Source organism: Streptomyces sp. NPDC001068 (assembly GCF_042897315.1).
GTDB lineage: Bacteria > Actinomycetota > Actinomycetes > Streptomycetales > Streptomycetaceae > Streptomyces.
Map to the genome: position 1 here is coordinate 33,342 of NZ_JBIAYD010000022.1, position 25,017 is coordinate 58,358.

Below are 25,017 nucleotides of genomic sequence, written 5' to 3' on the forward strand. Positions count from 1 at the left end.
GAAAGCAGCACTTCCCGCCAACGGCGGCTTCCACGGCCGGCCCCGGCCCGGGCAACTTCGCGAAGGCGTGGGGGTAAACCGGTGAACGTGGCTGTCCAGGACGGCTCGGACGCCGTGATCAGGCCCGGCATGGCCGAGATCATCGCAGAGCAAGATCACTAACGGGGCGGCTCTCAGTCGGCCCGGCGGCGGGCCGTTGAAAATCATCCGGAGATTGCAGGGGTTCCTGGCAGGCTGGGATGTATGGCTCCCCTCGACGATCAAGAACTGATCACCGTGATCCAGAATGCCGTGTCGCCGGTCTGGTCCGTTCGCGGAGCGGCTGGGCGGCGGCTCGCGGGTTCGGACAAGATCGTGGAAATGGCGGACGTCCTCCAGCGTCTTCTCCTGGACGCCCAGGACACCTGGGTTATCCAGGAGACGGCCGAGGCGTTGCTGGAGCGCAGGGACACCATCGGCCTGCGCCAAGTCCTGCTCGCCTACAGCCAGGCGGGCACCCATGACGCCGTGGACCACCTCGGTGCTGCCCTGGACTGCAACCCCGAATGGGAGACGACCCAAGGCGCGGACTGGCTGATCAAGCAATACCGAGAGCTGGCGACGGACCCCGACGCCGGGGTCCGCAACGAAGCCCAGCAGATCCTGGCGAAGCTACGGCCACGCGAGGGATGGGTGCGTGACTCAAGGGCCGACTCTTGATACTCAGTCGACCTAGCGTTGACTGGGGCCACGCATAACCGGGCCCCGGGGCCGCCTCAGGCCGGAACTCTGAGCCTCTTTCTACTTGGCTGGCTGGCCGGTTGGCGTGGGGTGGCGTCTGGGAAGGGGTGAAACTCCCGGTAGATGGGTTGTCGACCAACAGCAACCGGTCCGCCCGGCGTCGGGAGCGCGGAACGCGCTGGCGTCGCCTCACGGCTGACCGGCAGGCGCTCCTGGTGCTGGCCCACCTGCGCTGCGGGCACACCTACGCGCAGCTCGCAGCCGGCTTCGGCATCGGGCTTGCCACCGCCTACCGCTCCATCGCCGAGGCCGTGGACCTCCGGGCCTCCGGGCCTCCGGGCCTCCCTTGCCCCAGACCTTGCGACGGCCGCCCGTACCGCGGTAGGCAAGGCGTTCGTGACTTTCGTCGGGACGCTGTTGCCGATAGACCGGAGCGCCGCCGACCGGCCCCACTCCTCGGGCAAACACCGGCGCCACGGTATGAACGTGCAGGTTATCGCCGACCCGTTCGGCCGCCTGCTGTGGGCCTCGCCAGCCCTGTCCGGCGCCGTCCACGACATCAGGGCGGCCCGCACTCACGACATCATCGACACGCTGACCGATGCCGACGTCAACTGCTGGGCCGACATGGGGTACCAGGGCGTCGGCGGCGCGATCCGCGTTCCCATGCCGCGGCAGGTGGGAGAAGCCCTCCGAAGGCCAGCGCGCCGTCAACGTCTCCCACGCCAAGATCCGCGCGCACTCGGCGGGCAGGCCATGGCCACCCTGAAGTCCTGGCGGCTCCTACGCAGACTCCCCTCCAGCACCACCCGCATCACCGACCTGGTCAAAGCCGTTCTGACCCTCCACCTCACAACATCGAACTGAGGCCGGCAACGCCTCACTGAACCTTCTCTCCAGCTCAACACCGCAGCCCGAGACAAGAAGTGCCTCAGTGATCGCAGCGTGATCGTCCGGGTCGATACTTGCGTCTGAGCCAGCTGTGATTGCTATGGAGGCGTGCATGCTGCAGGAAGACGGCCCGCGCGCGGTCGAGATTGACCTCGGGCACGGGATGGTGACCATCGGGGGCGGCCTACTCCTGATGGATGAACACGGCTGTCATGTACTTGTGCCCGACCGGGACGGCAGCGGCGTCCTTGACGTCACCTTCGTCGCGTGCACGCAGAGCGTCTTCGGCTACCCGAACGACGAGGCTCAGGAGGGCCATCCGCTGGCCCGCGGCCTGGCCTACGGGGTCTACGAGGTACTCGGCTCGGACTGGGCGCAACGTCTGGAGCAGCAGAACCGAGTGCGTTTCCCGGAAGTGCGCTGGCAACCCAAGCGGCACTTCCTGATGCTCATGCACGAGTCGATGGGCGAGTTCCTCGCCGACGACGTCCGCGTCGGCTTCCACCCCGGCACGCTCAGCACCGGCGTCTTCGACCACATCGCGCACCAGGTACTCCAGCAGGCGCTGGACGCGGACGTCCCGACGATGCTGCCCCACCGTGAGATCGATCCGGCCTGACGTCCGCGTGCGGCCGCACGCAGCGGGTGGGCCCCCGAACCCACTCGGCAGCAAACCCGATGCCCGGAAATCCAGCTCCGCGCAGCCCGACCGCCTCAACCTTGCAGGGCTTGAGGTTGGAACAGGCTCAGTGTCGTTGAATGAAAAATAGTTGGCTCGTCGTCGAGTTGTGGAGAAGATGCGCGGTGATCACAAGCCGCATTGCCGCTGGGCTCGAAGAGCAGTACGGGGCAGAAGTGAGTTTGGCTTCCTCTCTGATGAAAGAGGCTGAGGTCAGCGTGCTTCATGAAATTAAAGAAGAAAGGTGACGGCCGCAGTTTTAATTCTTGCGGACGGGAATGTGGACGAACTATCCGGGATTGTGCTGGCAACGAGAGCCGCGGAGGCTACTGCTTCGGCGCCGTCGCCGACATCCACGCGCGCACCGGAGTCCGTGACTCGCTGAAGTGCCCGCTCGAGCACTCAGATGACCTTCTGAGGCGTCAGCCCCTCAAGTCGGTCGACGAGGTCAGCAACGAGATCGCTGTCGCACGGGCCTGTTTCCCACGCTCCCACGCACGGCTCCTGGTATCGCTCTCTCGGACGAAGCCGAGCATTTCAAACAATCTCGATATTCCCATGCTGCTGTACCGAACGAATGACACAGTGCCGGGCATGATGACTTCCCCACTTCTGCAACAGCTCGCCCGCACCCGCCGCTTCACCCTCGGCGCACCCGCCCGATTCACCGTGGCACCGGACGGTGCCCGTGTCCTGTTCCTGCGGAGCCGGGCCGGAGACGATCCGGCCAGGTGCCTGTGGAGGATCGACCTGGCAACCGGCGCGGAGCGCCTGCTGGCTGACCCTGCCGGGCTGCTCGGCGACGCGGCCGATGAGGTGCCGGAAGAGGAGCGCATCCGGCGCGAGCGCGCCCGGCAGCAAGCCGCCGGGATCACCGACTACGCCACCGACACGGCCGCCCGGGTGGCCGCGTTCGCCCTCTCTGGGCAGCTGTGGGTGGTGGATACGGGCTCCGGCGCCGTGCGGCAACTGCACGCTCGGCAGCCGGTGGTGGACCCGCGCCCGTCCCCGGACGGCCGGTACATCGCCTACGTCTCCGGCGGCGCGCTCCGGGTGATCGGCGCCGACGGCAGCGGCGACCGAGCGGTGGCCGCACCCGAGCCGGAGGAAGGTCCGGACGTCTTCTTCGGCCTGCCGGAGCATGTGGCGAGCGAGTCGATGGGCCGATACCGGGCGTACTGGTGGGCACCAGACGGGGAGCGGCTGCTGACCAGCAGGGTGGACAACCGGAAGGTCGGGCTGTGGTACATCACCGATCCGGCCGATCCCGCCAAGCCGCCGCGCACGATGCGCTACCCGCAGGTCGGTACCGCCAACGCCGACGTCACGCTCTGGATCGCGGACCTGGCGGGCAACCGCACCGAGGTCCACTGGGATCGCGCCGGCTTCGAGTACCTCCCCGCGGCTGGCTGGGACGAGCACGGTCCATTCGCCGCCGTCCTCAGCCGCGACCAGCGCACACTCCAGGTACTGGCCGTCGACCCGGCAGACGGTACGACCAGCCTCCTGGCCGAGCGGCGCGATGAGTGCTGGGTGGAGCTGCTGGTGCCCGGAGTGCCCGCGCGGACAGACACCGGCCTGCTCGTCGACTACCTCGACCGGGACGAGACCCGACACCTGAGCATCGACGGTACGCCGGTCACGCCGGACGGCCTGCAACTGCACGAGGTGCTCGCGGTGGACGGCGAGACGGTGCTTTTCACCGCGTCCGCAGAACCCACCGAACGCCATGTCTGGAGGTACCGTCCGGGCCAGGGCATACGCCGGTTGACCGAGCAGCCGGGCGTGCACTCCGGCGCATTTGGCGGCGGCACGTTTGTACACACCACGCGCACGCTGGATCTGCCGGGCTCGCACACCACCGTGCACCGCCTGACCGGGGACGGCCGACCGGAGCCGGATGGCCCCGCGCCCGTCGAGATCAGGTCGCACGCCCAACGACCGCTGCTGCAACTGCGTATTGAGTCCGCCGCCGTCGGGCCGCGCGAACTGCGCACCCACCTCTTCCTGCCGTCCTGGCACCGGACCGGCGATGCCCCGCTGCCGGTGCTGGTCGACCCCTACGGCGGCCCCGCGATGCAGAAGGTGCTGGCCGAGCAGAGCTCTCACACCCTCGTCTCCCAGTGGTTCGCCGAACAAGGCTTCGCGGTGCTGGTGACGGACGGCGCCGGCACGCCCGGACGTGGACCACGCTGGGAGAAGGAGATCTTCGGTGACCTGATCGGCCCGACCCTGGGCGACCAGGTCGCTGCGCTGCACGCGACGGCCGAGCGCCACCCGGAGCTGGACCTCGGCCGGGTCGGCATCCGCGGCTGGTCGTTCGGCGGGATTCTGGCCGCCGCCGCGGTGCTGCGCCGGCCCGACGTCTTCCACGCCGCGGTGTCCGGCGCCCCGCTCACCGACCAGCGGCTCTACGACGCCTGCTGGAAAGAGCGCTTCCTCGGCCTGCCCAACCAACACCCGGAGCACTATGAGACGTCCTCGCTGCTCGCCGACGCTCCGAGGCTCAGCCGTCCGCTGCTGCTGATGCACGGACTGGCAGACGACAACGTGTTCGTGGCCAGTACGCTGCAGCTCTCCAGCGCTCTACTGGCGGCTGGGAAGCCGCACGAGGTGCTACCGCTGAGCGGAATGACACATACCGCACCGACCAACGACACGTTCGCCCGGCTACTGGGGCACCAACTGGAATTCCTCCAGCGGCACCTGGCAGGCCGACCCGCCACGGTGCAGTCGGGACCAAGGCGGTCGGCACCCTGAAAGGCGCTGCTGGGAGGTCGCCACCTGGTCACCACACGTCGACGGACCAGATGTCGCCCCTCTGATGTCCGTCTGGATCTGTGTCGCCTGACCCGTACGGGTCAGGGTCAGCGACGACGTGGATGCGGGCGGCGGACGCGGATACGCGGTAGGAGTCCATGACACTCGACGTGTTGTGCTTGTCGAGTTCGATCGTGTGGCCCACCGCCAGGATGGCGGTTTGCAGTTCCTTGAAGGCGACTCTGGGGGCGAATTCCCGTATCTCCGCGAGAGCGGGGACGGCACAGTGCTCGGGGACTGGTCGTACAGCAGTCGTTGGATCTTCACGCCGGAGCCGAGGCACCACACCTGCCCTTGCCGCCCTGGCTGGTCCGGCGGAACACCGAATGGACCCGCCTCCTGCAGGCCGTGGGCTCCAGGCCGGCCAGCGCCTGCCGCACCGTGGGATCCGAGGCGACGGCGACCCGCTCACCCTGCACGCGCTCGTCGCTCCGGCCAACGCCCGCGAACTCGCCCGCACCCGCTTCGCCCCCTGGACCGAGCCGGTCCGCAGGGTGCCGCGGTCCTCCTCGACACCCTGCGGACCCGGCTCACCCTGCACGGGCAGCCCCGCATGGAACTCTGGTTCGCCCTGCAATGGCACCCGGAGGGGAGAAGCGGTCAGCGTACGCCGACGTAGTCGCCGGCGGACGTGCTGTTCAGGTACGCACTCGTCGCCGTGTACGCGGCGTTCCAGGTGCCGTCCTGCTTCGCGGTGAAGGTGAGGGTGAACCTGCCGCCCTTGCCCGTGGTCACGGTCGCCATGCCGGTGCTGGTCTTGCCTCCGGCGACGCGGAAGCGGATGGTCACGTGCTGGCCGGAGACGCCCGTCCACGTGGAGCCGTTCTGGCGCTGCAGGGTCCCCGTCACGGTCAGGGTCCGGCCCTTGCGCACCGGCTCCGGCGAGGCGTTGAAGCCGGTGATGCGGGTGACCGCACGGGTCAGATGCACGACGCCGGTCGTGGTGGCGGTGGCGTCCCCGTTGCCGGGGTAGTACAGGCGCAGGTAGCCGGTGGGCTTGTGCAGCGTCTGCCAGGAGTCGAAGGCGCCCGTAGCGTCGGGGGTCACCGTCGCCACCGTCGTCCAGCCGGTACGGCCGTCCGCCGACTGCTGGAGCTGTGCGCGGCCGGTGGGCAGCGGGCCCGCCGAGGCGCTGAGGCGGCCCTTGACCCGGACCGCCCCGGCGCCGGTGAAGGTGTGGTCGGACCAGGCAAGGGTGGAGTGCGAGAGGGCGTGCAGGGTGGCCTGCGCGTTGCCGCCTTGGAGGAAGGCGAAGCCTCCGACGCCCGCCGTCCAGCTGGTGTCACCGGTCACCGTGGCGAGCGTCTGGCTGAACCGGCCACCGGCGCCGAGCTCGTAGGCGTGGATGCCGTTCGGACCGGTCAGGAGCACCTCGGTGTCCGGGTCGGCGGCCGTCAGCGGCGTCCAGGTGTTCGTCGTCGGGCTCAGGTACTGCGCGGTGCCGCTGACCGTGTAGGAGCCGCCGTACACGGCGGTGCCGGCGGCCTTGTCGAAGACGATCCGGGTCGGGCTGGTCGTCCTGGACACCTGTACGGGGTCCGTGCCGACCGTCTGGTCGTCCTGCTGCACCGCGTACACGTACACGGAGTTACGCACGGGGGCGGTGACCTGGTAGCTGCCGTCGGCCTGGACGGCGGCCCCGATCTCGTAGGGACTCGATCCCGCCGACCGTGTCCCGGTGAGGTAGACCTCGCTCCCGGTCCAGCCGGGGGTGGTGGCTCCGGTGGCCGGGTCGAACGTCGACACCTTCCCGGTGGCGGTCACCGTCTGGTGCTCGAAGTCCACCGTGGTGCGGTCCAGGGCGGAATCGGTGAAGACGGGCAGGTCGTCGTAGGCGACGACACCCTGGCCGAGGTGGTCGGGGTGGTCACCGTCCGCGTCGGCGAGGTCGACGGTGGTGTCGTAGACGCCGTGGGTGCCCAGGGTCATCCGGTCGGCGCTGCGCCATGTGCCGTCCTCCGCCGTACCGGAGACGAGGGTGAACCCGGTGACGGTCGTCACCGGCCGGTCGCCCGAGACGCGCAGGGTGAGCTGCGCGGTGATGGAGCCGGCGTCGATCGCGGTGTCGGACGTCGCGTGGAACTCCAGGTAGCCGGCGTCGTCAGGGTCGCCTCCGACCGAGGAGACGACGGGCAGCACCGTCTCGGCGGTGTCGGCGAAGGCGGGGCCGACTGCCGGGATGCTCACCAGGGCGGCGATGAGCGAGAGCGGTGCGATGAGAGGCCGACGCACAGGGGGCTCCAGAGGAATCGTCGAGACTCGGAAACGTACAGGTCAACGGGCAAGGCAACGAACAAGCCAACGAACAAGCCAACGAACAGGTGGCCGATCATCGCACGTGCCCCGCAGGCTCTCGCGGGGGGCCCAGGTCGTCGGGACGGCCGTCGGCACGGCGACACTGGGGACCCTCATCAAGCAGCACATGAGAAACCAGGTCGCCGACCGCGGCCACACCCTCACCTGGAAGCAGGAGCCCCGCCCCACCCTCGACCACGCCCTGGCCTTCGAGGGCACCTGCCGCCACTGCGGTGCCACCGTCACCGGTCTTGGGGACGTTCACCGGCCGCCTCGGCATCGGCAAGTCCAGGCTCGCCGATGCCGTTTGCGGCTGGTGACGCAGTTCTTACCGGCACCCGATCTCCGGATACGGCACCTGGGCATCAGGGCCTCGCCGCCGCCCTGCGCAAGGCCGCCACCCTGCGCTCGCCGCGTTCACTGTGGTGGCCGTACTGGTCGTCGCCACCTACACCGCGCCGCGCCTCGCCCGACGTCCGGCGGCCCGTCGTGCGATCCGCCAGTCGCTGCCTGGTGTGTCCAGAGCGTGAAGCGCCGCCTCCCCGGGCCGATCTGACGACGTCGATGCACAGGTCGATGTCCGGGCGGGAGGTGGTGAACCCAGGGTTGTTCGGCGATCACTTGGCTGTCCTCTCGGCCTGATGGGTTAGCAGCTGATGGCCACGTCCCTCCTCCGTGACGAGCGTCGCCACCACCGTGCCCACCGTGATCGCTGCACCTGCTACAGACCGTGGCCTCCGCCGTGCCACTGAACCGCCCATGCCGCGCGCCCCATCCGCTTCATGACACAGCCGGCGCCACACCAGCTACCCGGGATGCGCCTGTCTGGGCACCGTCACGGCGGTGGTCGGTCAACCGGCGAACCCGCCGTTGCTCTTCAGCAGTTGACCGTTGATCCACTGGCCCTGCGGTGAGCACAGGAACTCCACGAGATGGGCGGTGTCCTGCGGGCTGCCCAGGCGCCCCAGCGGAGTCTTGCGCAGCACGTCGTCGCGGATGGCGTCCGACATCCAGCCGGTGTCCACCGGCCCCGGGTTGATCACGTTGGCGGTGATCCCGAGATCGGCGAGTTCGTGGGCGGCGGCCAGAGTGATGCGGTCGAGTGCGCCCTTGCTGGCCCCGTAGGGCAGGTTCCCGACGGTGTGGTCACTGGTGAGGCCGATCACCCGTCCGGTTCCCGGAGTCCCGCGAAAGCGACGGCCGTACTCACGGATCAGCAGCCAGGTCGCGCGCGCATTGACCGCGAAGTGGCGGTCGAAGCTTTCGAGCGTGGTGTCGAGCAGGCCGGAGTCCACCGACTCGCAATGGCACATCACCAAGGCGGTGATCCCGCCGAGGCGGCGCTCGGCTTCGTCGAAGACCCTCTCCGGGGCTCCTGGATCGGCGAGATCGGCTTCCACCGCCACGGTGTCGGCGCCCCGTCCCGCCAAGGTCCCGGCGATGGAGTCCGCGGCACCGGCCTCAGCACCCCAGGCCATGCGAGCGTCATACGGTGTCCAGTACGTGAAGGCGACGTTCCAGCCCGCTTCGGCCAGTCTGCGGGCGATCCCCGCGCCGATTCCGACGGAGCGGCCCACACCGGTCACCAATGCGACCGGCCTGGCAGTATCGAACAGCGGCTTCTCTCCAACGATCGTCACAAGGCGCAATCGTTCGTCTCGTCACGGGGATACCGCAATCCGATTTCCCCCGGTCCCGCCGTCGGACCGTTCGCACGTCCAACTGAGCGCCTTGCGCGGATCGCACCTCGACGCGCCGGCCCACACCGCCGACAGCTCCCGTTCGTGCCGGTCGGCCTCGGCTTGTTCCCGGCCGTACAACAGGCCCCAGACGAAGCCGGGTTCACCGGCGGCGCGTGCCGCCACGGCCGGCTTGCGCAGGGCATCCCGTGCCACGACGCTGTCCTGGTGGTCCCTGAGCACCTTCTGGACGGCCTTGACGCGCTTGCCCAGACGCCTGGCGGGTTTACCGAGTGCGTCGCGGGCCGGTTCCGTGGCTTACCGCGTCTACTTCGCCGCCTTGCGGGCCTCGTAGAGGGCTTTAATCGCGTTCTGTTCCCGGCGCGGGTTTTGTCTTGCACTGGCATCCGGTGCACGGGCCGACCCGGTCGCCGGGGCAGACCAGCGCGGACGGGTCGGGTTCCGAGATCGGCGACGGGGGCGTGGTCATGGGTGGTGTTCCTGCTCCAGGCGACTCGTTCCGGCCGCTCTGGCCGGCAGAATGTCGGCCGCTCTGGCGCGAATGTTCGAGCTGTACCGGGAGTGGAGTGTGTCCGCTGCGGACCGACAGGCGCCGATACGGCCGCGTCGTCGGGCGGCTGGTCCTGCGGCGAGACGGGAGTCTCGACGTGGAGGCTCACCCGGCGACGGGCCGCGTCAGATCAGCCGGTGCAGAACTCGCCGTCTCCCGGGCTTCCGTAGAGGGTGTCGAAGTGGCCCTGGCCGCTGACGTTCATCGTGCCGATGATGCAGCCAGAGGGGGAGGAGAGGTTCCAGGTGTAGGACGTGGTCGTCGGGCCCGTGATCGAGTAGTAGCCCGTGGCGTTCCCGCCGCTGCCGTTCTTCTCCGCGTAGCCCCAGCCCAACTGCACCGTCACCGGACCGCTGGTGGCCTTGTAGTACGTGGTGCGGACCTGAGTCCAGACTCCCAGCCAGTTGGCGAACACCTCGACGCACAGGTGATTGCCGGCCGTTCCCGGGGCGCCGTTGGATATCGACCAGCATCGCTGGCCCTGGGAGGTGTCGGCAGGACGGGCCACTGTCCTGGAGGCCGTGGTCGCCGCGATGTGGGACGGTGCGGCCTCAGCGCTGGCCGGCACCAGTGCGATAGAGAGGGCCCCCAATGCCCCCGCGATGCCAGGGACGAGTCGTTTCATTTCGCTCCTAGGTTCTTCGTGGCGGAATTCAAGTTGCGTTTCGAGCGCGCCGCGACAGGTCAGGGCTTGTGCCCTCGCCTTCTTGCCGGCGCGTCCCCAGGTGTACGGCCGGGATTGTCCAGCGAGAAGCCTTATGGACAATCGAGGAGGGGTAGTTGTCCAGGGCTCCGCTGTGGCGTGGCGGCTAGTGCTCACCGCAGGCGCGGGTTCCTGCTCGCCGGCTGCGGCGACGGCAAGAAATCCTCAAACGAAGGAAGTTGTTGCGGAGAGGGGCGGATATGGGTCGTACGATGCGCCCGTTATCACCTGAAAACGGTCCAGTAGAGCGTTTCGCATGTGAGTTACGCGCTTTGCGGGCTCTCGCTGGGGACCTGCCTTTCTGGAAGATGGCGCGCCGTTGTTCGGTGGCCAAGAGCGCGCTGGCCGCGGCCGCGGCCGGCCGGAAGTTACCTTCGGAAACGGTGACCAGGGAGTTTGTGCGGGCATGCGGCGGGGATTGGGACTACTGGCGGGAGAGGTGGGCGCAGGCGACGGCGGAGGTTGAGCGGGACGCGCACGTAATGGGCAAGGCGCTGGTTGAGCGTCGTCCCGGGCTGGTGGACGTCCTGAGCAGCAGGCTTCCGGCTAGGCTGTACGGTTCCGACTGGGCGCGTAGCGGCGTGGACGCTGAGCCCAGTAATGAAAGTCCGCGGCGGGGACGGATCAGGTGGAGATCCGGGCTCGCATGGGCGACCGCAGCGGTCCTGGTCGGCGTCGGCCTCTCGCGGACACCCGGATTCCTCCACCACAGCGATACGGCTGCGCGTGCGGTCCTGCCGCCGACCGACGGCACCGATCCGCAGCTGGCAGGCTGCGGGAAGGACGTAAGGAGTCTTGCCGTTGTTCCCGTGCGGCTTCAGGGCCGTCTCGATCTCCGTGGCCACGTACTCCCTGACAGGGCTCGGGTCGGCACGGTGACCTTACGCTATTCAGAGCAGTGTGCGGGGGCCTGGGCCCGCTTCGACCCTGACCCTGTGATCGACACAGACCTCAAAGACAGCACCGCCGGTGCCACCACCGTGTGGGCGCAACGCCCAGCCGACGATACGCAGGAGACCTGGAAGATGGGCCACGTCGATCAGTCGTACTCCGGGCTCCTGCTGACCGGGCTCGGCTGTGTCATTGCCGGTGCGCGCTTCGAGGTGTCCAACGAGAACATGCATGCCGAAGGGCAGACCCCCTGCCTGCCCCTCCTCTCGGCCGACCGTCGCGCCGGCCTGTCTGCCGGGCCCGGCAGTCCCGCGGCCCGTTGAACCGCGAGCACTTCCCGTCCGACCGCGAACGGCTCCTCATGGTTATGGGGGATCGAGGTCGTTTACGAGGGCAGTCTTCGGCGAGGCTTCGCGGGTGCATGGCCGTAACGGTGTGGCGCTCCCCGGGTCCTGCAATACCCGCCTGCGGCCGGGCACGCCGCGGCCTGCTCGCCCGCCTGCACTACCTCACCCGCACCGGCCGCGCCCGCGCCGCGGCCCGCGAGGCCGGCCTGGCCGTCACGCCCCGCACGGTCCGCGCCTGGCTCGCCGGCAGCCGCGTGGAGTTCCACCGCCTCAACCAGCCCCAGGTCACCCGCCCCCACCAGCGGGTGGTGGAGTACCGGACGCTGAACGTACGGCGGTGGGACCGGATCGTCGCCGCATGGGTCGCCGACGATGACGACGCCCTCGACACCGCCTGGGTGGACGACGCGGTGGTCGACCTCGGCTCCCGGCGGGGCCAGTACGAGTACGTCACCAACTTCGGCTTCGCCGCATAACCGGCTACCGCAGGAAGTCGCTGTCCAGGTCCGTCGCGGAGAGGCCGGGAACGGACCCGGACGGCCTTGGGTGTCCGGGTTCAGGTGAGCGTCGGCAGGACGATGGCCTTGAACGGGTCCGCGAGGGCCCCGTTGGTGATGAAGGCATAGCCCTCACGGTTGTCCTCGTCCGCGTCGATGCTGGGCTGTCCGCCCATGACCAGGTACTGCAGCTTGCCCGGGTCGGTCTTCGAGGCGCGGACCGCCTCCGGGAGGATGTCGACGGGGCCGGTGAACTTCAGGCCCCTGGTCACGTAGTCGACGATGCCCGGCACCGCGAGGAACGCCTTCTTGTCGGCGGTGGTGCACGGCCGGTACTTCTCCCACTCGTCTGCCATGCGGAACTCCCTTCGTAGACCCGGCACCGGGCCTCCGTGGACGATCACCTGCGGGAGGATCGTCCCAGCCCGTCACCGCTCTCAGCGGGCATGGTCCGTCAGCAGTCCCCTGAACGGACCACCCACGGAGGCCACAACGGTGACAGAAGAGCCGAGCACTCGCCGCGGTGAGGTGAGGAGTTCAGACCGCTCGATCAGTCCTCCGGCCGAAGCCGCTGCCGAGCGGCCTCAAGCCGCTGGTCATAGTCAGGTGCGAACAGCTCAGGAAGCGCTTTGTCCAGCGTTCCGGCGATCCGATGGATTGGTGCCCACACCGCCGGATCGTCGACGACGCGGCTGAGATCCGTCATCTGGAGCTTTTCCAGCCAGTGCGACAGCACCAGCGCCTCATCACTCGTCAGATTGATCGTCACCTGGCTATCACCCATGCACGCCCCTACGATCCGGCCACCACCCTCGACCCCATGAACGTACTGGTCTCCGACCTTGACCAAACACGTAGGGGCACCCCCGCAGAGCCGCCAATCTCGCCGACCCGGTCCCCGGGCGGGCCGCCCGTCCGGGGACCGGGTCGGCGCACGCCCCGTCGCGCACTTGGAGGCTCCGGTGGACGGCCGGCCCCTGCCGACGGAGCCGTGCGGCAGCGGTCGGAGCCCGCGGCTGCCGAAGCCGTCCGCGCTTACGCGGCGCGGACCCGCGAGCAGGCCGACCAGCTTGCTGCCGTCCTGGAGGACATCGCCGAAAACGGCCTGCCCTCACCCGAGGACCGCACCCCCTGGGAAGACTGCGCGAATCCCACCTCGCCCGCCTCACCGCGCAGCGGCCGTCCGTCGCCTGATGTCTCGGGGGCACGGGCCCCGCCCGGATCGCTTTCTCCGATGCCGTCGCCAAGCAACGTGGAGAACATCACCAGCGAGGGACATCTGCGCACCGATCCCCGGCGACACCACCAGCCCCCAACTGCGCCAGTACACCGACGATGTGGAAGCCGTCCGCGTCCTGTACTTCATCACCGCCCTGCGCACGGTGGTCGTCGCTGCCACCTTCACCCTGATCCCGGACGGGACACCTCCGCTCGCGCGGAGCCGACAGCCTGGCTTTGTCCACGGGAGCGGGCTCTGGCTCAACTTCTGTGACGCGGCCACTCTGAGTAATCGGTTGGGGATGGCATTCCCGGCTGGTTAGGCTCCGGGCCATGAGCGGACCGGTGTTGGTGATCGAGTTGGCGGAGGCCGTCCCTCGCGTGGCGATCCAGCGGCTCCGCGAGTTCCTGCTTGGCGCCGCGGCACGGTTTGAGGAGAAGCGGGTCGGCGAGTACGACCTGGACATTCACGCGGAGAGCCTCGGGATTGCGGATGCCGGGGACGCAGACGGACGTCGGCCGGTCCTGGTCTCTCTCATGGGGCCTGGGATCGGTGACGAAGCCATCTTCGAGGCCGAGCACGCCGACGAAGTCGGCCCAAAACCCCTCATCGGCTTCACACTCACCCACGCAGTCGACGTCATCGCGTTCTGCAACCGTCCTGTCGACCACCTCGTCACGGCTCTGCTGACCGCCGCCGTCATGGATGTGATCGGTGGTGTCGCCAACGCCGAACTGCGAGAAGATCAGGTTTCAGTCGTGGCCGGCCTTCCCGGCATCATCGCAACGATGACCGATCCGTGGCCCGCCGCCTACGGCTCGGCGGAATTCCTCCGAGCGTGGGCCCAACAGCCCGGTTTTCGGCTCCTGAAGTAGCCGGAACTCGCCAGCTGGCTCACGCGAGGAGTACCCGCTTGCGTAGCGGCTTGAAGCTGGCTCGGCCGAACATCTGGCGCTTGAGCATTTTGATCCGGTTGACATGCCCTTCGACCGCGCCTGAGCTCCAGGGCAGGGTCAATCCGGCGATGACGGCGTCGATGTCTCGGTCGATGCCGGCGGCGAGGGTGTGGAGGCTGGGCAGGTCGTCCTGTCGGACGGCGTCGAGCCAGGCCGGGAGTCGCTCGCCCTGGCGATCAGTGAGCATGGTCGCGAAGGACCGGACGTGTCGGGTGAGGGCGTCGAGTTCGGGACACTGGGTGCGGACGGTCTTGAGCTGGAGTTGTTCGGGCTCGGTGAGGGTTTCCGGGCGGCTGAGGATCCATCTGGAGACCGTTCGGGGCGACGGCGGCCGGGCGGTCACCGGTCGCGGTGAGGTGCGCTTCTTGTGCAGGTAGGCGCGGACACGCTGGTAGCTACCTTTGTAGCCGAGCGGCACGATCTCCTCCCACAGTTTCCACGCGTTGGTGAAGCCCTCGTTCCGGCGGTCGTCCAGGTAGGGCTTGTAGTCGTCGAGTACAGAGGTCCGGTTCTGCCACTGGCCGGTGAACAGGTCCTCCGGCTTCGCGGCGTCGGCGAACCGTTTGACGGTGTGCCAGGCCATGCCGAGCTGCCGCTGGACCGAACGCAGGCTGTGTCCTGCCTCCAGGAGTGCGTGGACGGCGGCGTGCCGGGCCCGGGTGCGGTCGGCGAACCGATGCCCGGTTGGCCAGGGTGAACCGGACGGTTCTTCCTCCGGGGCGGGCTCAGGCTCGGGTTCGGAGGCGGCCGGGACAAGGGCTCGCAGGCAGCGGCGGTGCTGGGCGACGGCCCGTTCGGCGGCCTCACTCAGGTTGTGCCAGAGGTGCCACCGGTCCGCGACTTGGACGGCCTGCGGGGCGCCGGCGGAGGCGCCCTCAGCGAAGAACGGCGCACGGTCGCGGCAGACGACCTCGATGCCCGGCCGTTCGGCGAGCCAGGCCGCCAGGCTGGACGCCTCCCGGTCCGGCAGCAGATCGACGGGGCGCCGGGTCTCGATGTCGATGAGGACGGTGCCGTAGTGGCGGCCCTTGCGGGTGGCGTATTCGTCGATGCCGACCACCCGGGGCGCGGGGACCTCGGGTTCCGGGAGATCGTCCACCAGCCGGAGTACCGTGCTGCGGCTGGCGGACACCCCGAGAACGCGGGCAAGGCGGGCCCCGGCCCGGCCTGCGAGGGCCAGGCCGACGGCGGCCAGGGTGGAACGCAACCGCTCGGTCCGCTGACCGTGCCGACGTGTCAGGCCGGGTATCTGCTCAACGAAGGTACCGCGAGCACAGCCCGAGTTCCCGCAGGTGAATCGCCGGACCCTCAGCTGGAGTACAACGCTTCGGCCACCGCTCGGCACATCAGCGGGAAACCGCAGGTAGGACCCATGAACCCGGTCCGACCAGACTCCGCAGACCGGGCATAGCGCACCGTTCGCGATGCATTGCGCATCAATGCGCACCATCTCGATGTTCACGTCCACCGACAGCACCGCGACGTCCGCGATCGACGGGAACAACAACTCCTTGAGCCGGAGCACGACCTCTTCCACAGCCCCGAACTGTCAGCCCAACCGCCGGGCCGACGGGCCATTTTCGGGCGCCTTCGCGTACGGCTCGAAGAGGTCCGGCTGTCACTCAGAGTGGCCGCGTCACAGAAGTTGAGCCAGAGCCCCTTCTCGGGCTCTGGTCCAATTTCTGTGACCCGTCACTGTGGGTGATCGCTCAGATGGTGAAGAGGGCTTCCTCTTGTGGAGGGACCGGAGGGTCAAGGACGTCGCGAAGGCGGGTGATGTCGTGGCGCCACTTCGGGCCGTTCACAGCGTCGTCCCACAGTTCGGCGAGTTCAGACCGGTCCGAGACCACTTGGTCCAGAGCGTCGACGGCGAGCGCTCGAAGCTCGGCCGGCGGTTCTGGCAGTGGCTCTGACGGTCCGTAGTTCGAACACGTCCGTTCGCCATCGGGATGCTGAGCAACGACCAGAGCGGCCGCGGCCACCGCTCGCTCGCCGTCGGAGGCATCCAGAAAGTCCGCAGGGTAGGCGGCACGTTTGAGCGCGCCACGGATCAGGGCTTCGCGCTCTTCCAGGGCTGCCTCGTCCAGGTCACCTCCGAAGTCGGCAGCGGTGTCGTTGTCGAAGGGGCCGATGTCCCAGGTGCCCATTTCTCTCCTTGCTTGGCCGTCGGGAGATCGTCGCACTGGCCACCGACAGTGAGGTCAGGAGGCGAGCAGTACTCGCTTCCCCGACGGCGGAGATCTGCCCCGGGTGTACTTCCGCACGCTCGACCCGTTCGTCGCGCTGACGGCGGCCGCGATGGTGACGGAGAACCTGCTGCTGGGAACCGGTGTGGCGTTGCTGGCGCAGCGCGACGTGATCCACACCGCCAAGCAGGTCGCCAGTCTCGACCTGGTGTCCGGCGGCCGGGTGGTCTTCGGTGTCGGCGCGGGCTGGAGCCATGAGGAGATGCGCAATCACGGCACGGATCCGCGTACCCGGGGAAAGCTCCTGAACGAGCGGCTGGCCGCGGTCAAGGAGATCTGGGTCAAGGACCAGGCGGAGTTCCATGGCGACCACGTCGACTTCGCCCCGATCTTCTGCTGGCCCAAGCCGGTGCAACGCCCCCATCCGCCCGTGTACGTCGGCGGTGACGGCCGGGCGGCGCTCGCCAGGGCGGCTGCGTATGGTGACGGCTGGATGCCGCACTCGATGGGCGACCCGGCCCGGGTCCGGCCTCAGTTGGACCGGCTGGCCGAAGCCGCCGGAGCCATGCCGGTGATCGTCTCGTCCGTGGCGCCCGCGCCCGAACGCCTCGACGCCTACGCCGAGGCGGGGGCCGGCCACGTGACCCTCTCGCTGCCGACCCAACCCGAGGCCGAGACACTTCACATCCTGGACGTGTTCGCCGAACTCGCCGGCGGCTACAGGTAGTCACGCGATCGACGTCCGCTCCGATGTCCTGCTCCGTGAGGGTCTGCGGGGGAGTGTCAGTTGAACATCGTCATCTGAGCGCCGCCGGTCTGCCCGTGTGGATTCTGATGGTGATGGACGAAGCCGACCGAGTCGGTGGTGACCGGCTCAAGCCGTTGGCCGCCGTCCACAACCAGGCCCAAGTGCCCACCGCACGTCCCCTGTACATGACTGCGACCGCTCGCGTGTGGGCGGCAGACGGCGCCGGGAACGACCGCGGCTGGTGGCGTCCTGGACGAGGATGCCGAGATCTTCGGCCCGGTCGCCTACGAAATGAAGCTCCCGGAAGTGATCCGGCTCGGCCTGGTGGCGCCGTATCAAGTGCTGTGCCTGGACATCCGCGACCCCGACCTCTACGCCGCGCGCTCACCACCGAGGTGTCCGGCTCCGACGCCGCCCGCGGTGCCGCCTGGCGGCCGTGCAGACCGGCCTCATGCGCGCGGCGGTCGAGGAGCGCTTCCGCCGTGGGCTGTCCTTCCACGCCGCGTCGGCGAGGCGGAGGTCATGGCGGCCGCCGTCCCGGCAACCGCCGTCCGCCTCGACGAGGACGCCCCGGACACCTTCCCGCCGGCCGACCAGTTCTGGTCGGCATGGCTCTACGGCGAGCACTCGCCCGACCACCGCCACCAGGTTCGCCTCCGCCCTCCTCGCCAACCCGACCGAGCATGGTCGCAACGTGCGCGCCCAACTGCGGGTCCTGTCCTCGGTCCGGGTGCTCGGCGAGCACGTCGGCACCGCCGAGCGCGACGCGGCCCTTTTCGCCGACGCCCGCGGCTCGATGGTCGACATGGCGCAGATGGTCGGCCGTGCCCTGCGCATGCGGCCGTCAGCCGCGGCTCCCGCCTTTCCCCCATGAGGCGAGGTTGTTCCGGATGGAGAGTGCGTCGGGATGATCCTCGCCCAAGCGGTGGTCGGCGCGTCCGGGCGGAGCCAGTTGCTGACGTCGACCGCGAGGACCAAGCGCCCGTCGGCGGCCCGCGGCATCGGAAGCCCGGCGAGCACCTGCCGCAGCCAGGGCACGTCCACGCTCCCGCGGTTCAACGCCTCGTACATCGCGCCGTGCCCGCGCCGATGCTCGGCCACCAGCGTCAGGTCCACCGGCGAGATCACCGGACCGTCCGTGCACAGCAATGCATCGGTGAGCTCGAACAGTTCGTCCCCGCGCGCTGTCGGACAGTCGAATAAGTCGTCCCGAAAGCGTGAGGAGTTCGCGAACGCCTCCGCCGGAACAGCATCAGGCAGCAGACTCACGCTTACGCCCTTCGCACTGGTCAAGTGCCTCTTTGGTCGGGGCACATGATCGTGCGGAGGCCGCCCGCATGTCCGTTGAACGACCCAACCAGAGATCAAGTTCGAGTGATGTTCGAACGCCAGTGAGCAGGTCAGGCGGCAACCAGTGAAGCCTGGATGCGGCTGACGGCACGCAGGATCTCATCCCGGTTCTTCGCCCGCTTGATCCATGCCGGAAGACGGGCCACCAACGTCATCTTCTGCCCGGTGTCGTACCAGGGCGCTCGTTCCCGCAGCCATGCCTGGACGAAGCAACGGATCAAGTCGAGATGTTCGAGGTTGTACGCCCACAACCACCCATGCCGGGTCTCAACCTGGAGCCACAAAGGCATACCGAAGTACGGATCCGTCGCGGGTTGAGCTGTGCCGGCAGAGAGTGCGACACGACGGCCGCTCCACACTCGAGACAGCCCGCAGCCACGACAGACCAGACGTCGTGGCCTGAACAAGAGCCGCCCCCCGGGATCAGAGTCTTCGGGCGCTGGAACGACACGAGCGGCCTTCTCGCAACCAGGACACCGCACAATGATCAAGCTGATGAAGTCGTACTCGGTGCTGCGCGGATCCCGGAACCGCCCAGAGAACAAGGCCATGCGGTGAGTATGCAACTGCCTTGCACAGCGATGCATCCCGATTCGACCGCTCACTCTCAGGCCTGCTAGCCACCCTCCCATGGCCGGACCGAGGTTAGAGAACAAGCTCAGAACAGGCTCCGGTCCGCCGTGCCCTCCGTTGCCTGCTCCGCCCCGGACAGGCCACATGCCCAGCTCTTCACGGAACCTGCACCGTGCCATCGCGGGGGACGGGCAGACGTTGGTCAGGTGGTCAGCAGCGCATGTCGGCCGCTTCGGGGAGGCGAACATGCCCAAGGGGCACGGTTCTTCCTTCCAGCAGATCCGAGCCGGGCGGAGGCAGCCGACGTGATCGTGCGAAGGGCCGAGCCGTGGTCTGGGAGTATGCACCTCATGGATGTGCGCAGCAGGAACCACGTGACGGTGACCGGGCGGGCCGGTGCGCCGGTGGTGATGCTGGCGCACGGCTTCGGGTGCGATCAGCACATGTGGCGTCGGGTGGTGCCCGCGCTGGAACGTGACTTCACCGTGGTCCTGTTCGATCATGTGGGCGCGGGGAATTCCCAGCTGTCGGCGTGGAGCCCGGAACGCCACGCGTCTTTGGACGGGTACAGCGACGACGTGCTGGAGCTGTGCCGCAAGCTGGCATTGGGCCCGGTGACGTTCGTGGGGCATTCGGTGAGCGCGATGATGGGTGTGCTGGCCGCCGCACGTGAGCCCGACGCGTTCGCCGGGCTGCTCCTGCTCGCCCCCTCGCCCTGTTTCATCGACGACCCGGAGACGGGATACAGGGGAGGATTCAGCGCCGAGGACATCGACGAGTTGCTGGAGTCCCTGGACGCGAACTACCTGGGATGGTCGGGCGCGATGGCACCGGTGATCATGGGCAATCCGGAGCGGCCCGAGCTGGGGGAGGAGCTGGCCAACAGCTTCTGCCGTACCGACCCCACCATCGCCCGGTCCTTCGCCCGGGTGACGTTCCTTTCCGACAACCGCGCCGACCTCGCGGCGGTGCGGGTGCCCACACTGATCGCACAGTGTTCCCGCGATGCGATCGCCCCGCCGGAGGTGGGCGCGTTCGTGCACGCGCGGATACCGGGCAGCGAACTGGTCACGCTCAACGCGACGGGACACTGCCCCCAGCTCGCCGCGCCGGAGGAGACCGCCGACACGATCGCCGCATTCGCGCGAGCCCTCGGATGAGCGGTGCGACCGGCGGCCGGGGGAAAGGCCCACGAGCGGACCATGAGCAAGGCGGTGAGCATACGGGCGGGGACGAGCAGACACAGGTGGACTCGCTCCTGGAGGAAACCACCGAGGACCTCTACGAGCACGCGCCGTGCGGCTACCTGTCCACCCTGCTGGACGGACGGATCGCGAAGGTCAACTCCACCTTGCTGGGGTGGCTCGGCTACGACCGCGACCACCTGGTGGGCCGCAGGTACTTCTCGGACCTGCTGACCGTCGGCGGCCGCCTCTACCACGAGACCCACTTCGCCCCACTGCTCCATATGCATGGCGAGATCAGCGGCATCGCCCTGGAGCTGAAGACCGCCGACGGCTCCCGCCTGCCGGTCATGATCACCTCGACGGTGAGGACAGGCAGTGACGGACAGCCTCTGCTCATCCGCACCACACTCTTCGACGCTCGCGAGCGCCGCGCCTACGAGAGCGAACTTCTGCGCGCCCGCAACGAGGCCGACCGGGAACGCGACCGCCTCAAGCTCCTGAACACCACCCTGCAGAAGACCCTGCTGCCGCCCGCGCTGGCGAACGTGCCCGGCCTCGACGTGTCCGCGTACTACCACATCGCCTCCGCCGACGAGGTAGGCGGCGACTTCTACGACCTGTTCCCCCTGGCCGCCGGAACCTGGGGGCTTTTCATGGGCGACGTGTGCGGCAAGGGCGCGGCCGCCGCGGCCGTCACCTCCCTGACCCGGTACACCCTGCGCGCCGCCGCCGTCTACGACCCCGACCCGGCCGCCGTCCTGGCCAACCTCAACACGGTGCTCAACCACGAGTACAACGGCGACGACCCCCGGTTCTGCACCGTCCTGTTCGGCCTGCTCACCCCGGACCACGACCGGGGCGGGTTCCGCGTCACCCTGGCCAGCGGCGGACACCCCCCGGCCCTCTTGATGCGCACGGACGGCAGCGCCGACTTCCTTCACACCCCTGGCGGGCAGCTCATCGGCGCCCTGCCGGACGCCCACATCGCCGTCACCACCGTCCACCTTGCCCCCGGCGACACCCTGCTGCTGCACACCGACGGCCTGACCGAAGCACACACCGCCGCCGGCGCGGACCGCTACGGCGACGACGCCCTGCTCGACTTCGGCCGCAACCTGGCCCCCACCACGGCGTCGGACACGATCGGCGCGGTCCGTGACCTGCTCGACGCCTTCGGCACCGGCATCGAGGACGACTCCGCCGTCCTCGCCGTCCACGTGCCCCGACCCCCCAGTGATGAGCAGCCGTGACCCAGCAACTGACCCTCCACACCCACGCCACCGCCACCGGAGCGGTGATCGAACTCAGCGGAGAACTGGACCACCACACCGCACCCGAGGTCCGCGCCGCGCTGCCCGGACTCGATCTCCGGCCGGGCCAGCAACTCGTCCTCGACCTCGCGGGCGTCACCTTCTGCGACTCCAGCGGCATCACCGTACTGATCGCAGCCCGCAACCACGCCCTGGCCGCCGATGCGGCCATCGCTCTGGCCGCCGTCCCCGACCACGTCGGCCGTATCTTCCGCATCGTCGGACTGGAGGCGATCTTCCCCACCCACTCCACCGCCCAGGCCGCCGAAGCCTCCTGGCGGCCCGCAAGCAGCTGACCTCCCCGCGCACGCGTTACAGCGCGGCACGGCGGAGCCGTGGCCGGGCCACAAAGGGAAGGCCGCCGCGGGGATCAGGAGCCGAAGGCGGGTGCAGACGGCCGGCGAAGATGATGACGTCGGCCTCGGGTTCGGTGCCGAACGAGTCAGGAAACCTGGTGCACAGGGCGCGTCGGCCTTCATCCCGCATACCGCGCTCCACACGCCGACGTCCGGATCACTCGCGCATTCCCTGCGCGGCGAGATTCGGCTCAGTGAACGGGGCGGCCACCTCTCCAACCGACCGACCTCCGCCGAACGCCGGGCGCGTGCGGTTGGCTTCGTTCGCTTTCGGGGCGAACAGGTTCAGGCCGCTACTGCAGTGCGTGCACCGCGGCTGAGAACACCGCGGGCATCCGGGACGCCGCGGGGACGATGAGGCGGGCGGTGCTGGGGCGGCGGCTCGCGGCCAGCAGGGCTCCGGTCAGCAGTCGGTGGCGCCGGGTCAGCTGTAGCCAGGCGCCCTCGTACGGGGCCGGTCGCCCGGCGGCCAGGCAGCGGACGGCGGCCCCGGCCGTCGCCACTGCGAGGGCGATGCCCTCGCCGGTGAGGGCGTCCACGTAGCCCGCGGCGTCGCCGACGAGCACGACACGTCCGGCCACTCTGCGCCGTACCCGTTGCAGCAGTGGTCCGGCTCCGCGTACAGCCGACGCGGCCGGGCCGCGCAGCGACGCGGTGAGAGCCGGGAAGCCGGTCAGGTGATCGTCGTAGCCGCGACGGCTACGGCTGAGGACAGCGATGCCCACCAGGTCGTCGCCGACCGGTGTCACGTAGGCCTCGCCGTGCCGGGCCCAGTGGACCTCCACGAAGTCCGACCACGGCTCGGTGCGGTAGTGCCGGCGCAGTCCGTAGCGGCCGTGCGGACGGGCCGGCAGTTCCAGCCCCAGGCCGCGGCGCACCGGGGAGTGCAGGCCGTCGGCGGCGACCAGCCAACGGGCCGTGATTCCGGCGGCGGTGACCGTGTCGGCGCTCTGGTGCACCTCGCCCACCTTGCCCGGCAGCATCCGCACGCCGAGACTCAGTGCCCGCTGGTGCAGTGCGGAGTGCAGCGTCGTACGGCGGATCCCCAGCCCACCGCGGCCACGGAAGGACGCTTCGGCGCGGGAGGTGCCGTCCACGTACCGGATGCCGCGCAGTTCGCGGCCGGTGACCTCGACGCCCAGTGCCCGCAGCGCGGCGACACCGCCCGGCATGACGCCCTCTCCGCAAGCCTTGTCGACGGGCGCGGTCCGGGGTTCGACGACGACGGCCTCCAGGCCGACGAGCGCGGCGTGGATGGCGGCGGCCAGACCGGCGGGGCCGCCGCCGGCCACCAGTACGTCGATCATGCCGAAGCGGTCGAGGTCGTGGTCGGGGTGGCGGCGGCGAGCGCCCGGTCCTCGCACCGGATGCGTACAGTGAGCAGGGCAGCGTTGAGCGCCGTGAACACGGCTGCGGTGAGCCAGGCGGTGTGGACGAGCGGCAGGGCCACGCCCTCGACGACGACGGCCACGTAGTTCGGATGCCGCAGCCACCGCCACCGGTAGGGGCCACTCGTCACCAGCGGCAGTCCGGGTACGACGATCACCCGGGTGTTCCAACGGGGTCCCAGGGTGGCGATGCACCACCACCGCAGCGCCTGGGCGGCCGCCAGCGCGGCCAGCATCGGCCAGGCCAGGACGGGCACGAAGGGGCGGCCGGCCAGCCACACCTCGGCCGGACAGGCGATCAGCAGGGCGGAGTGGAGGGCGACCATGGCCGGGTAGTGGCCCTGGCCGGCCACGACCGCGCCGCGGGCGGCGCTCCATCGCTCGTTGCGGCGGGCGACGACGAGTTCGACGACGCGCTCGGCGGCGACGGCGGCCACCAGCAGTCCGTACCAGATCATGTGCCCTGTGTCCTTCGAGGGTTCGACTACCAGCGCAGCAGGACGAGTTCGCAGGCGAAGCCGGGCCCCATCGCCAGCAGCACACCCGGTGTGCCCGGCGGCGGGCGGTGTTCGGCGAGGGTGTCGCGCAGGACGTGGAGCACCGATGACGAGGACAGGTTGCCCACGTCGGCCAGGTGACGCCAGGTCACGTCGAGCGCCTTCTCGGGCAGGTCGAGGGCCTCGGTGACGGCCCGCAGGACCTTGGGGCCGCCGGGATGGCACACCCAGGCGGTCACGTCCCTCGGCTTCAGGCCGTGGTCGCCGAGGAAGCCCTCGACGTCGTCGGCGAGATGGCGGCGGACGACGTCGGGGACCCGCGGATCGAGGACGACCTGGAAGCCGGAGTCCTTGATGTCCCAGCCCATGACGCGCCCGGTGTCCGGATACAGGTGGCTGCGGGTGTCCACGATCGTCGGGCCGGCGGTCCCGTCCGGTCGGACCGGCCGGTTCGCTCCGCACGCGACGACCGCCGCGGCGCCGTCCCCGAAGAGTCCGGTGGCGACCAGGTTGGCCATGGAGGCGTCGTTGCGTTGGAAGGTGAGCGAGCACAGTTCGACGGACAGCAGTACCGCCACCTGGTCCGGCCGGCCCAGCAGGTAGTCGTGCACGCGGGCCAGTCCGGAAGCGCCGCCGGCGCAGCCCAGGCCGAACAGGGGCAGCCGTTTGACGTCCGGCCGCAGTCCGAGGCGGTCGACCAGGCGTGCGTCGATCGAGGGGACCGCGATCCCGGTGACGGTGGTGAAGATCAGCAGGTCCACGTCGGCGGCGGACAGACCGGCTATGTGCAGCGCGTCCCGCACGGCCTGGGCGCCGAGGTCGGTCGCGGCGGCGGTGAAGACGTTGTTGGCGGCGGCGAATCCGTCCAGTTCCCCGTAGTGTTCCAGCGGCAGCGTCATATGGCGCGATCGGACCTTCGTGCTGCGGTGCAGCCGGTCCAGGACCCGGCGGTCGGTGTCCTTGGGAAGACAGACGCGGGCCACCATGTCGGTGATCTCGGACTGGGTGCGACGGTGCGGTGCGAGGGCACCGTGAACGGCGGCGATCCGCGTCATGTGGTTCCCGTCCGGTGTCGACTGGGATGAGTTGTTCTGCACGTGTTCCCCGGACCCGGGCTTCGACACCACGGATAGCCCGTCCGGCCGTCGTCCCGG

23 protein-coding genes and 5 pseudogenes are annotated in these 25,017 nt (G+C 69.3%); 15 read left to right on the forward strand and 13 right to left on the reverse strand.

The window, feature by feature from the left end; translation table 11 throughout:
- Positions 1-360: 360 nt before the first annotated feature.
- The 6 genes and pseudogenes from ACFY3I_RS40535 (at position 361) to ACFY3I_RS40560 (ending at position 5,050) form a co-directional block, all read left to right on the forward strand.
- On the forward strand, positions 361-699 hold the full coding sequence (locus ACFY3I_RS40535; RefSeq protein ID WP_390865964.1) for a hypothetical protein: 339 nt from the start codon (positions 361-363) through the stop codon (positions 697-699).
- A 236-nt stretch (positions 700-935) separates the two neighbouring features.
- Positions 936-986, forward strand: a pseudogene (locus tag ACFY3I_RS40540) (hypothetical protein); the annotation flags it as partial.
- A 130-nt stretch (positions 987-1,116) separates the two neighbouring features.
- Positions 1,117-1,587, forward strand: coding sequence for a transposase family protein (locus ACFY3I_RS40545; RefSeq protein ID WP_390865965.1), 471 nt, complete (start codon positions 1,117-1,119; stop codon positions 1,585-1,587).
- Positions 1,588-1,723: 136 nt separating this feature from the next.
- Entirely contained in the window at positions 1,724-2,230 is a 507-nt protein-coding gene (locus tag ACFY3I_RS40550) for a hypothetical protein (RefSeq protein WP_390865966.1), read from the forward strand.
- A gap of 185 nt (positions 2,231-2,415) precedes the next feature.
- A complete protein-coding gene (locus ACFY3I_RS40555; protein ID WP_390865967.1) occupies positions 2,416-2,538 on the forward strand; it encodes a hypothetical protein in 123 nt (40 codons plus the stop codon).
- A gap of 346 nt (positions 2,539-2,884) precedes the next feature.
- A complete protein-coding gene (locus tag ACFY3I_RS40560) occupies positions 2,885-5,050 on the forward strand; it encodes a prolyl oligopeptidase family serine peptidase (protein ID WP_390865968.1) in 2,166 nt (721 codons plus the stop codon).
- A gap of 660 nt (positions 5,051-5,710) precedes the next feature.
- Here ACFY3I_RS40560 and ACFY3I_RS40565 read toward each other — a convergent pair.
- The 4 genes and pseudogenes from ACFY3I_RS40565 to ACFY3I_RS40580 form a co-directional block, all read right to left on the reverse strand.
- Positions 5,711-7,342 (reverse strand): hypothetical protein, encoded by a 1,632-nt coding sequence (locus ACFY3I_RS40565; RefSeq protein ID WP_390865969.1) that lies wholly within the window; start codon positions 7,340-7,342, stop codon positions 5,711-5,713.
- A gap of 914 nt (positions 7,343-8,256) precedes the next feature.
- Positions 8,257-9,054: an SDR family oxidoreductase gene (locus ACFY3I_RS40570; RefSeq protein WP_390865970.1), complete on the reverse strand. Its 798-nt coding sequence runs from the start codon at positions 9,052-9,054 to the stop codon at positions 8,257-8,259.
- 12 nt (positions 9,055-9,066) lie between these two features.
- Positions 9,067-9,444, reverse strand: a pseudogene (locus ACFY3I_RS40575) (CHAD domain-containing protein); the annotation flags it as partial.
- A gap of 341 nt (positions 9,445-9,785) precedes the next feature.
- Positions 9,786-10,223, reverse strand: coding sequence for a hypothetical protein (locus ACFY3I_RS40580; protein ID WP_390865971.1), 438 nt, complete (start codon positions 10,221-10,223; stop codon positions 9,786-9,788).
- 617 nt (positions 10,224-10,840) lie between these two features.
- Here ACFY3I_RS40580 and ACFY3I_RS40585 point away from each other — a divergent pair.
- On the forward strand, positions 10,841-11,572 hold the full coding sequence (locus ACFY3I_RS40585) for a DUF2690 domain-containing protein (protein ID WP_390866020.1): 732 nt from the start codon (positions 10,841-10,843) through the stop codon (positions 11,570-11,572).
- Positions 11,573-11,670: 98 nt separating this feature from the next.
- The gene (locus ACFY3I_RS40590; RefSeq protein WP_390865972.1) at positions 11,671-12,072 is read left to right on the forward strand and encodes a hypothetical protein; all 402 of its coding nucleotides are present in this window, start codon (positions 11,671-11,673) and stop codon (positions 12,070-12,072) included.
- Positions 12,073-12,152: 80 nt separating this feature from the next.
- Here ACFY3I_RS40590 and ACFY3I_RS40595 read toward each other — a convergent pair whose 3' ends face one another.
- Together ACFY3I_RS40595 and ACFY3I_RS40600 are read right to left on the reverse strand one after the other, a co-directional pair.
- Entirely contained in the window at positions 12,153-12,449 is a 297-nt protein-coding gene (locus ACFY3I_RS40595; RefSeq protein ID WP_390865973.1) for a hypothetical protein, read from the reverse strand.
- Positions 12,450-12,643: 194 nt separating this feature from the next.
- Complete coding sequence (locus ACFY3I_RS40600) at positions 12,644-12,877, reverse strand: hypothetical protein (protein ID WP_390865974.1); 234 nt, start codon at positions 12,875-12,877, stop codon at positions 12,644-12,646.
- Positions 12,878-13,084: 207 nt separating this feature from the next.
- On the opposite strand from ACFY3I_RS40600, the pseudogene ACFY3I_RS40605 reads away from it, so the two are divergent.
- Positions 13,085-13,287: pseudogene (locus tag ACFY3I_RS40605) on the forward strand (hypothetical protein).
- Positions 13,288-13,644: 357 nt separating this feature from the next.
- Positions 13,645-14,187 carry a DUF6368 family protein gene (locus ACFY3I_RS40610; protein WP_390865975.1) on the forward strand — a complete coding sequence of 181 codons (543 nt, stop codon included), beginning with the start codon at positions 13,645-13,647 and terminating at the stop codon, positions 14,185-14,187.
- 19 nt (positions 14,188-14,206) lie between these two features.
- Here the strand turns inward: ACFY3I_RS40610 and ACFY3I_RS40615 are convergent, their stop codons facing one another.
- Both ACFY3I_RS40615 and ACFY3I_RS40620 read right to left on the reverse strand, forming a co-directional pair.
- Positions 14,207-15,805, reverse strand: a complete 1,599-nt coding sequence (locus ACFY3I_RS40615; protein ID WP_390865976.1) for an ISL3 family transposase — start codon at positions 15,803-15,805, stop codon at positions 14,207-14,209.
- Between the two features lie 172 nt (positions 15,806-15,977).
- Positions 15,978-16,415, reverse strand: a complete 438-nt coding sequence (locus ACFY3I_RS40620; protein WP_390865977.1) for a DUF4259 domain-containing protein — start codon at positions 16,413-16,415, stop codon at positions 15,978-15,980.
- Between the two features lie 91 nt (positions 16,416-16,506).
- On the opposite strand from ACFY3I_RS40620, the pseudogene ACFY3I_RS40625 reads away from it, so the two are divergent.
- Both ACFY3I_RS40625 and ACFY3I_RS40630 read left to right on the forward strand, forming a co-directional pair.
- Positions 16,507-17,181: pseudogene (locus tag ACFY3I_RS40625) on the forward strand (TIGR03619 family F420-dependent LLM class oxidoreductase); the annotation flags it as partial.
- Between the two features lie 715 nt (positions 17,182-17,896).
- Positions 17,897-18,076, forward strand: coding sequence for a hypothetical protein (locus ACFY3I_RS40630; protein WP_390866025.1), 180 nt, complete (start codon positions 17,897-17,899; stop codon positions 18,074-18,076).
- A 2-nt stretch (positions 18,077-18,078) separates the two neighbouring features.
- On the opposite strand, the pseudogene ACFY3I_RS40635 reads toward ACFY3I_RS40630, so the two are convergent.
- Both ACFY3I_RS40635 and ACFY3I_RS40640 read right to left on the reverse strand, forming a co-directional pair.
- Positions 18,079-18,471, reverse strand: a pseudogene (locus tag ACFY3I_RS40635) (transposase); the annotation flags it as partial.
- Positions 18,472-18,602: 131 nt separating this feature from the next.
- Positions 18,603-19,103: a hypothetical protein gene (locus ACFY3I_RS40640; protein WP_390865978.1), complete on the reverse strand. Its 501-nt coding sequence runs from the start codon at positions 19,101-19,103 to the stop codon at positions 18,603-18,605.
- A 372-nt stretch (positions 19,104-19,475) separates the two neighbouring features.
- Here ACFY3I_RS40640 and ACFY3I_RS40645 point away from each other — a divergent pair, with 372 nt between their 5' ends.
- The 3 genes from ACFY3I_RS40645 to ACFY3I_RS40655 are packed head-to-tail and all read left to right on the forward strand — an operon-like array spanning position 19,476 to position 21,918.
- Complete coding sequence (locus tag ACFY3I_RS40645; protein ID WP_390865979.1) at positions 19,476-20,285, forward strand: alpha/beta fold hydrolase; 810 nt, start codon at positions 19,476-19,478, stop codon at positions 20,283-20,285.
- Positions 20,282-21,562 carry a PP2C family protein-serine/threonine phosphatase gene (locus ACFY3I_RS40650; protein WP_390865980.1) on the forward strand — a complete coding sequence of 427 codons (1,281 nt, stop codon included), beginning with the start codon at positions 20,282-20,284 and terminating at the stop codon, positions 21,560-21,562. Before ACFY3I_RS40645 ends, ACFY3I_RS40650 begins: the two co-directional genes overlap by 4 nt.
- Positions 21,559-21,918: an STAS domain-containing protein gene (locus ACFY3I_RS40655; RefSeq protein ID WP_390865981.1), complete on the forward strand. Its 360-nt coding sequence runs from the start codon at positions 21,559-21,561 to the stop codon at positions 21,916-21,918. The genes ACFY3I_RS40650 and ACFY3I_RS40655 overlap by 4 nt, the downstream gene beginning before the upstream one ends.
- Before the next feature lie 353 nt (positions 21,919-22,271).
- On the opposite strand, the gene ACFY3I_RS40660 is transcribed toward ACFY3I_RS40655, so the two are convergent.
- From ACFY3I_RS40660 to ACFY3I_RS40670, 3 genes are read right to left on the reverse strand one after another with little or no spacing between them, the layout of a single operon-like run.
- A complete protein-coding gene (locus ACFY3I_RS40660) occupies positions 22,272-23,285 on the reverse strand; it encodes an NAD(P)/FAD-dependent oxidoreductase (protein WP_390865982.1) in 1,014 nt (337 codons plus the stop codon).
- A complete protein-coding gene (locus ACFY3I_RS40665; RefSeq protein WP_390865983.1) occupies positions 23,282-23,824 on the reverse strand; it encodes an isoprenylcysteine carboxyl methyltransferase family protein in 543 nt (180 codons plus the stop codon). The genes ACFY3I_RS40660 and ACFY3I_RS40665 overlap by 4 nt, the downstream gene beginning before the upstream one ends.
- A gap of 26 nt (positions 23,825-23,850) precedes the next feature.
- The gene (locus tag ACFY3I_RS40670) at positions 23,851-24,918 is read right to left on the reverse strand and encodes a type III polyketide synthase (RefSeq protein ID WP_390865984.1); all 1,068 of its coding nucleotides are present in this window, start codon (positions 24,916-24,918) and stop codon (positions 23,851-23,853) included.
- Between the last annotated feature and the right edge of the window lie 99 nt (positions 24,919-25,017).

Coding starts and splice junctions, on each gene's coding strand:
- ACFY3I_RS40595 (WP_390865973.1), bottom strand. CDS start 12,449: ATGGCAGACGAGTGGGAGAAGTACCGGCCGTGCACCACCGCCGACAAG.
- ACFY3I_RS40620 (WP_390865977.1), bottom strand. CDS start 16,415: ATGGGCACCTGGGACATCGGCCCCTTCGACAACGACACCGCTGCCGAC.
- ACFY3I_RS40665 (WP_390865983.1), bottom strand. CDS start 23,824: ATGATCTGGTACGGACTGCTGGTGGCCGCCGTCGCCGCCGAGCGCGTC.
- ACFY3I_RS40535 (WP_390865964.1), top strand. CDS start 361: ATGGCGGACGTCCTCCAGCGTCTTCTCCTGGACGCCCAGGACACCTGG.
- ACFY3I_RS40560 (WP_390865968.1), top strand. CDS start 2,885: ATGATGACTTCCCCACTTCTGCAACAGCTCGCCCGCACCCGCCGCTTC.
- ACFY3I_RS40645 (WP_390865979.1), top strand. CDS start 19,476: ATGGATGTGCGCAGCAGGAACCACGTGACGGTGACCGGGCGGGCCGGT.
- ACFY3I_RS40590 (WP_390865972.1), top strand. CDS start 11,671: ATGGCCGTAACGGTGTGGCGCTCCCCGGGTCCTGCAATACCCGCCTGC.
- ACFY3I_RS40585 (WP_390866020.1), top strand. CDS start 10,841: ATGGGCAAGGCGCTGGTTGAGCGTCGTCCCGGGCTGGTGGACGTCCTG.
- ACFY3I_RS40600 (WP_390865974.1), bottom strand. CDS start 12,877: ATGGGTGATAGCCAGGTGACGATCAATCTGACGAGTGATGAGGCGCTG.
- ACFY3I_RS40640 (WP_390865978.1), bottom strand. CDS start 19,103: ATGGCCTTGTTCTCTGGGCGGTTCCGGGATCCGCGCAGCACCGAGTAC.
- ACFY3I_RS40550 (WP_390865966.1), top strand. CDS start 1,724: ATGCTGCAGGAAGACGGCCCGCGCGCGGTCGAGATTGACCTCGGGCAC.
- ACFY3I_RS40660 (WP_390865982.1), bottom strand. CDS start 23,285: ATGATCGACGTACTGGTGGCCGGCGGCGGCCCCGCCGGTCTGGCCGCC.
- ACFY3I_RS40670 (WP_390865984.1), bottom strand. CDS start 24,918: ATGACGCGGATCGCCGCCGTTCACGGTGCCCTCGCACCGCACCGTCGC.
- ACFY3I_RS40650 (WP_390865980.1), top strand. CDS start 20,282: ATGAGCGGTGCGACCGGCGGCCGGGGGAAAGGCCCACGAGCGGACCAT.
- ACFY3I_RS40610 (WP_390865975.1), top strand. CDS start 13,645: ATGAGCGGACCGGTGTTGGTGATCGAGTTGGCGGAGGCCGTCCCTCGC.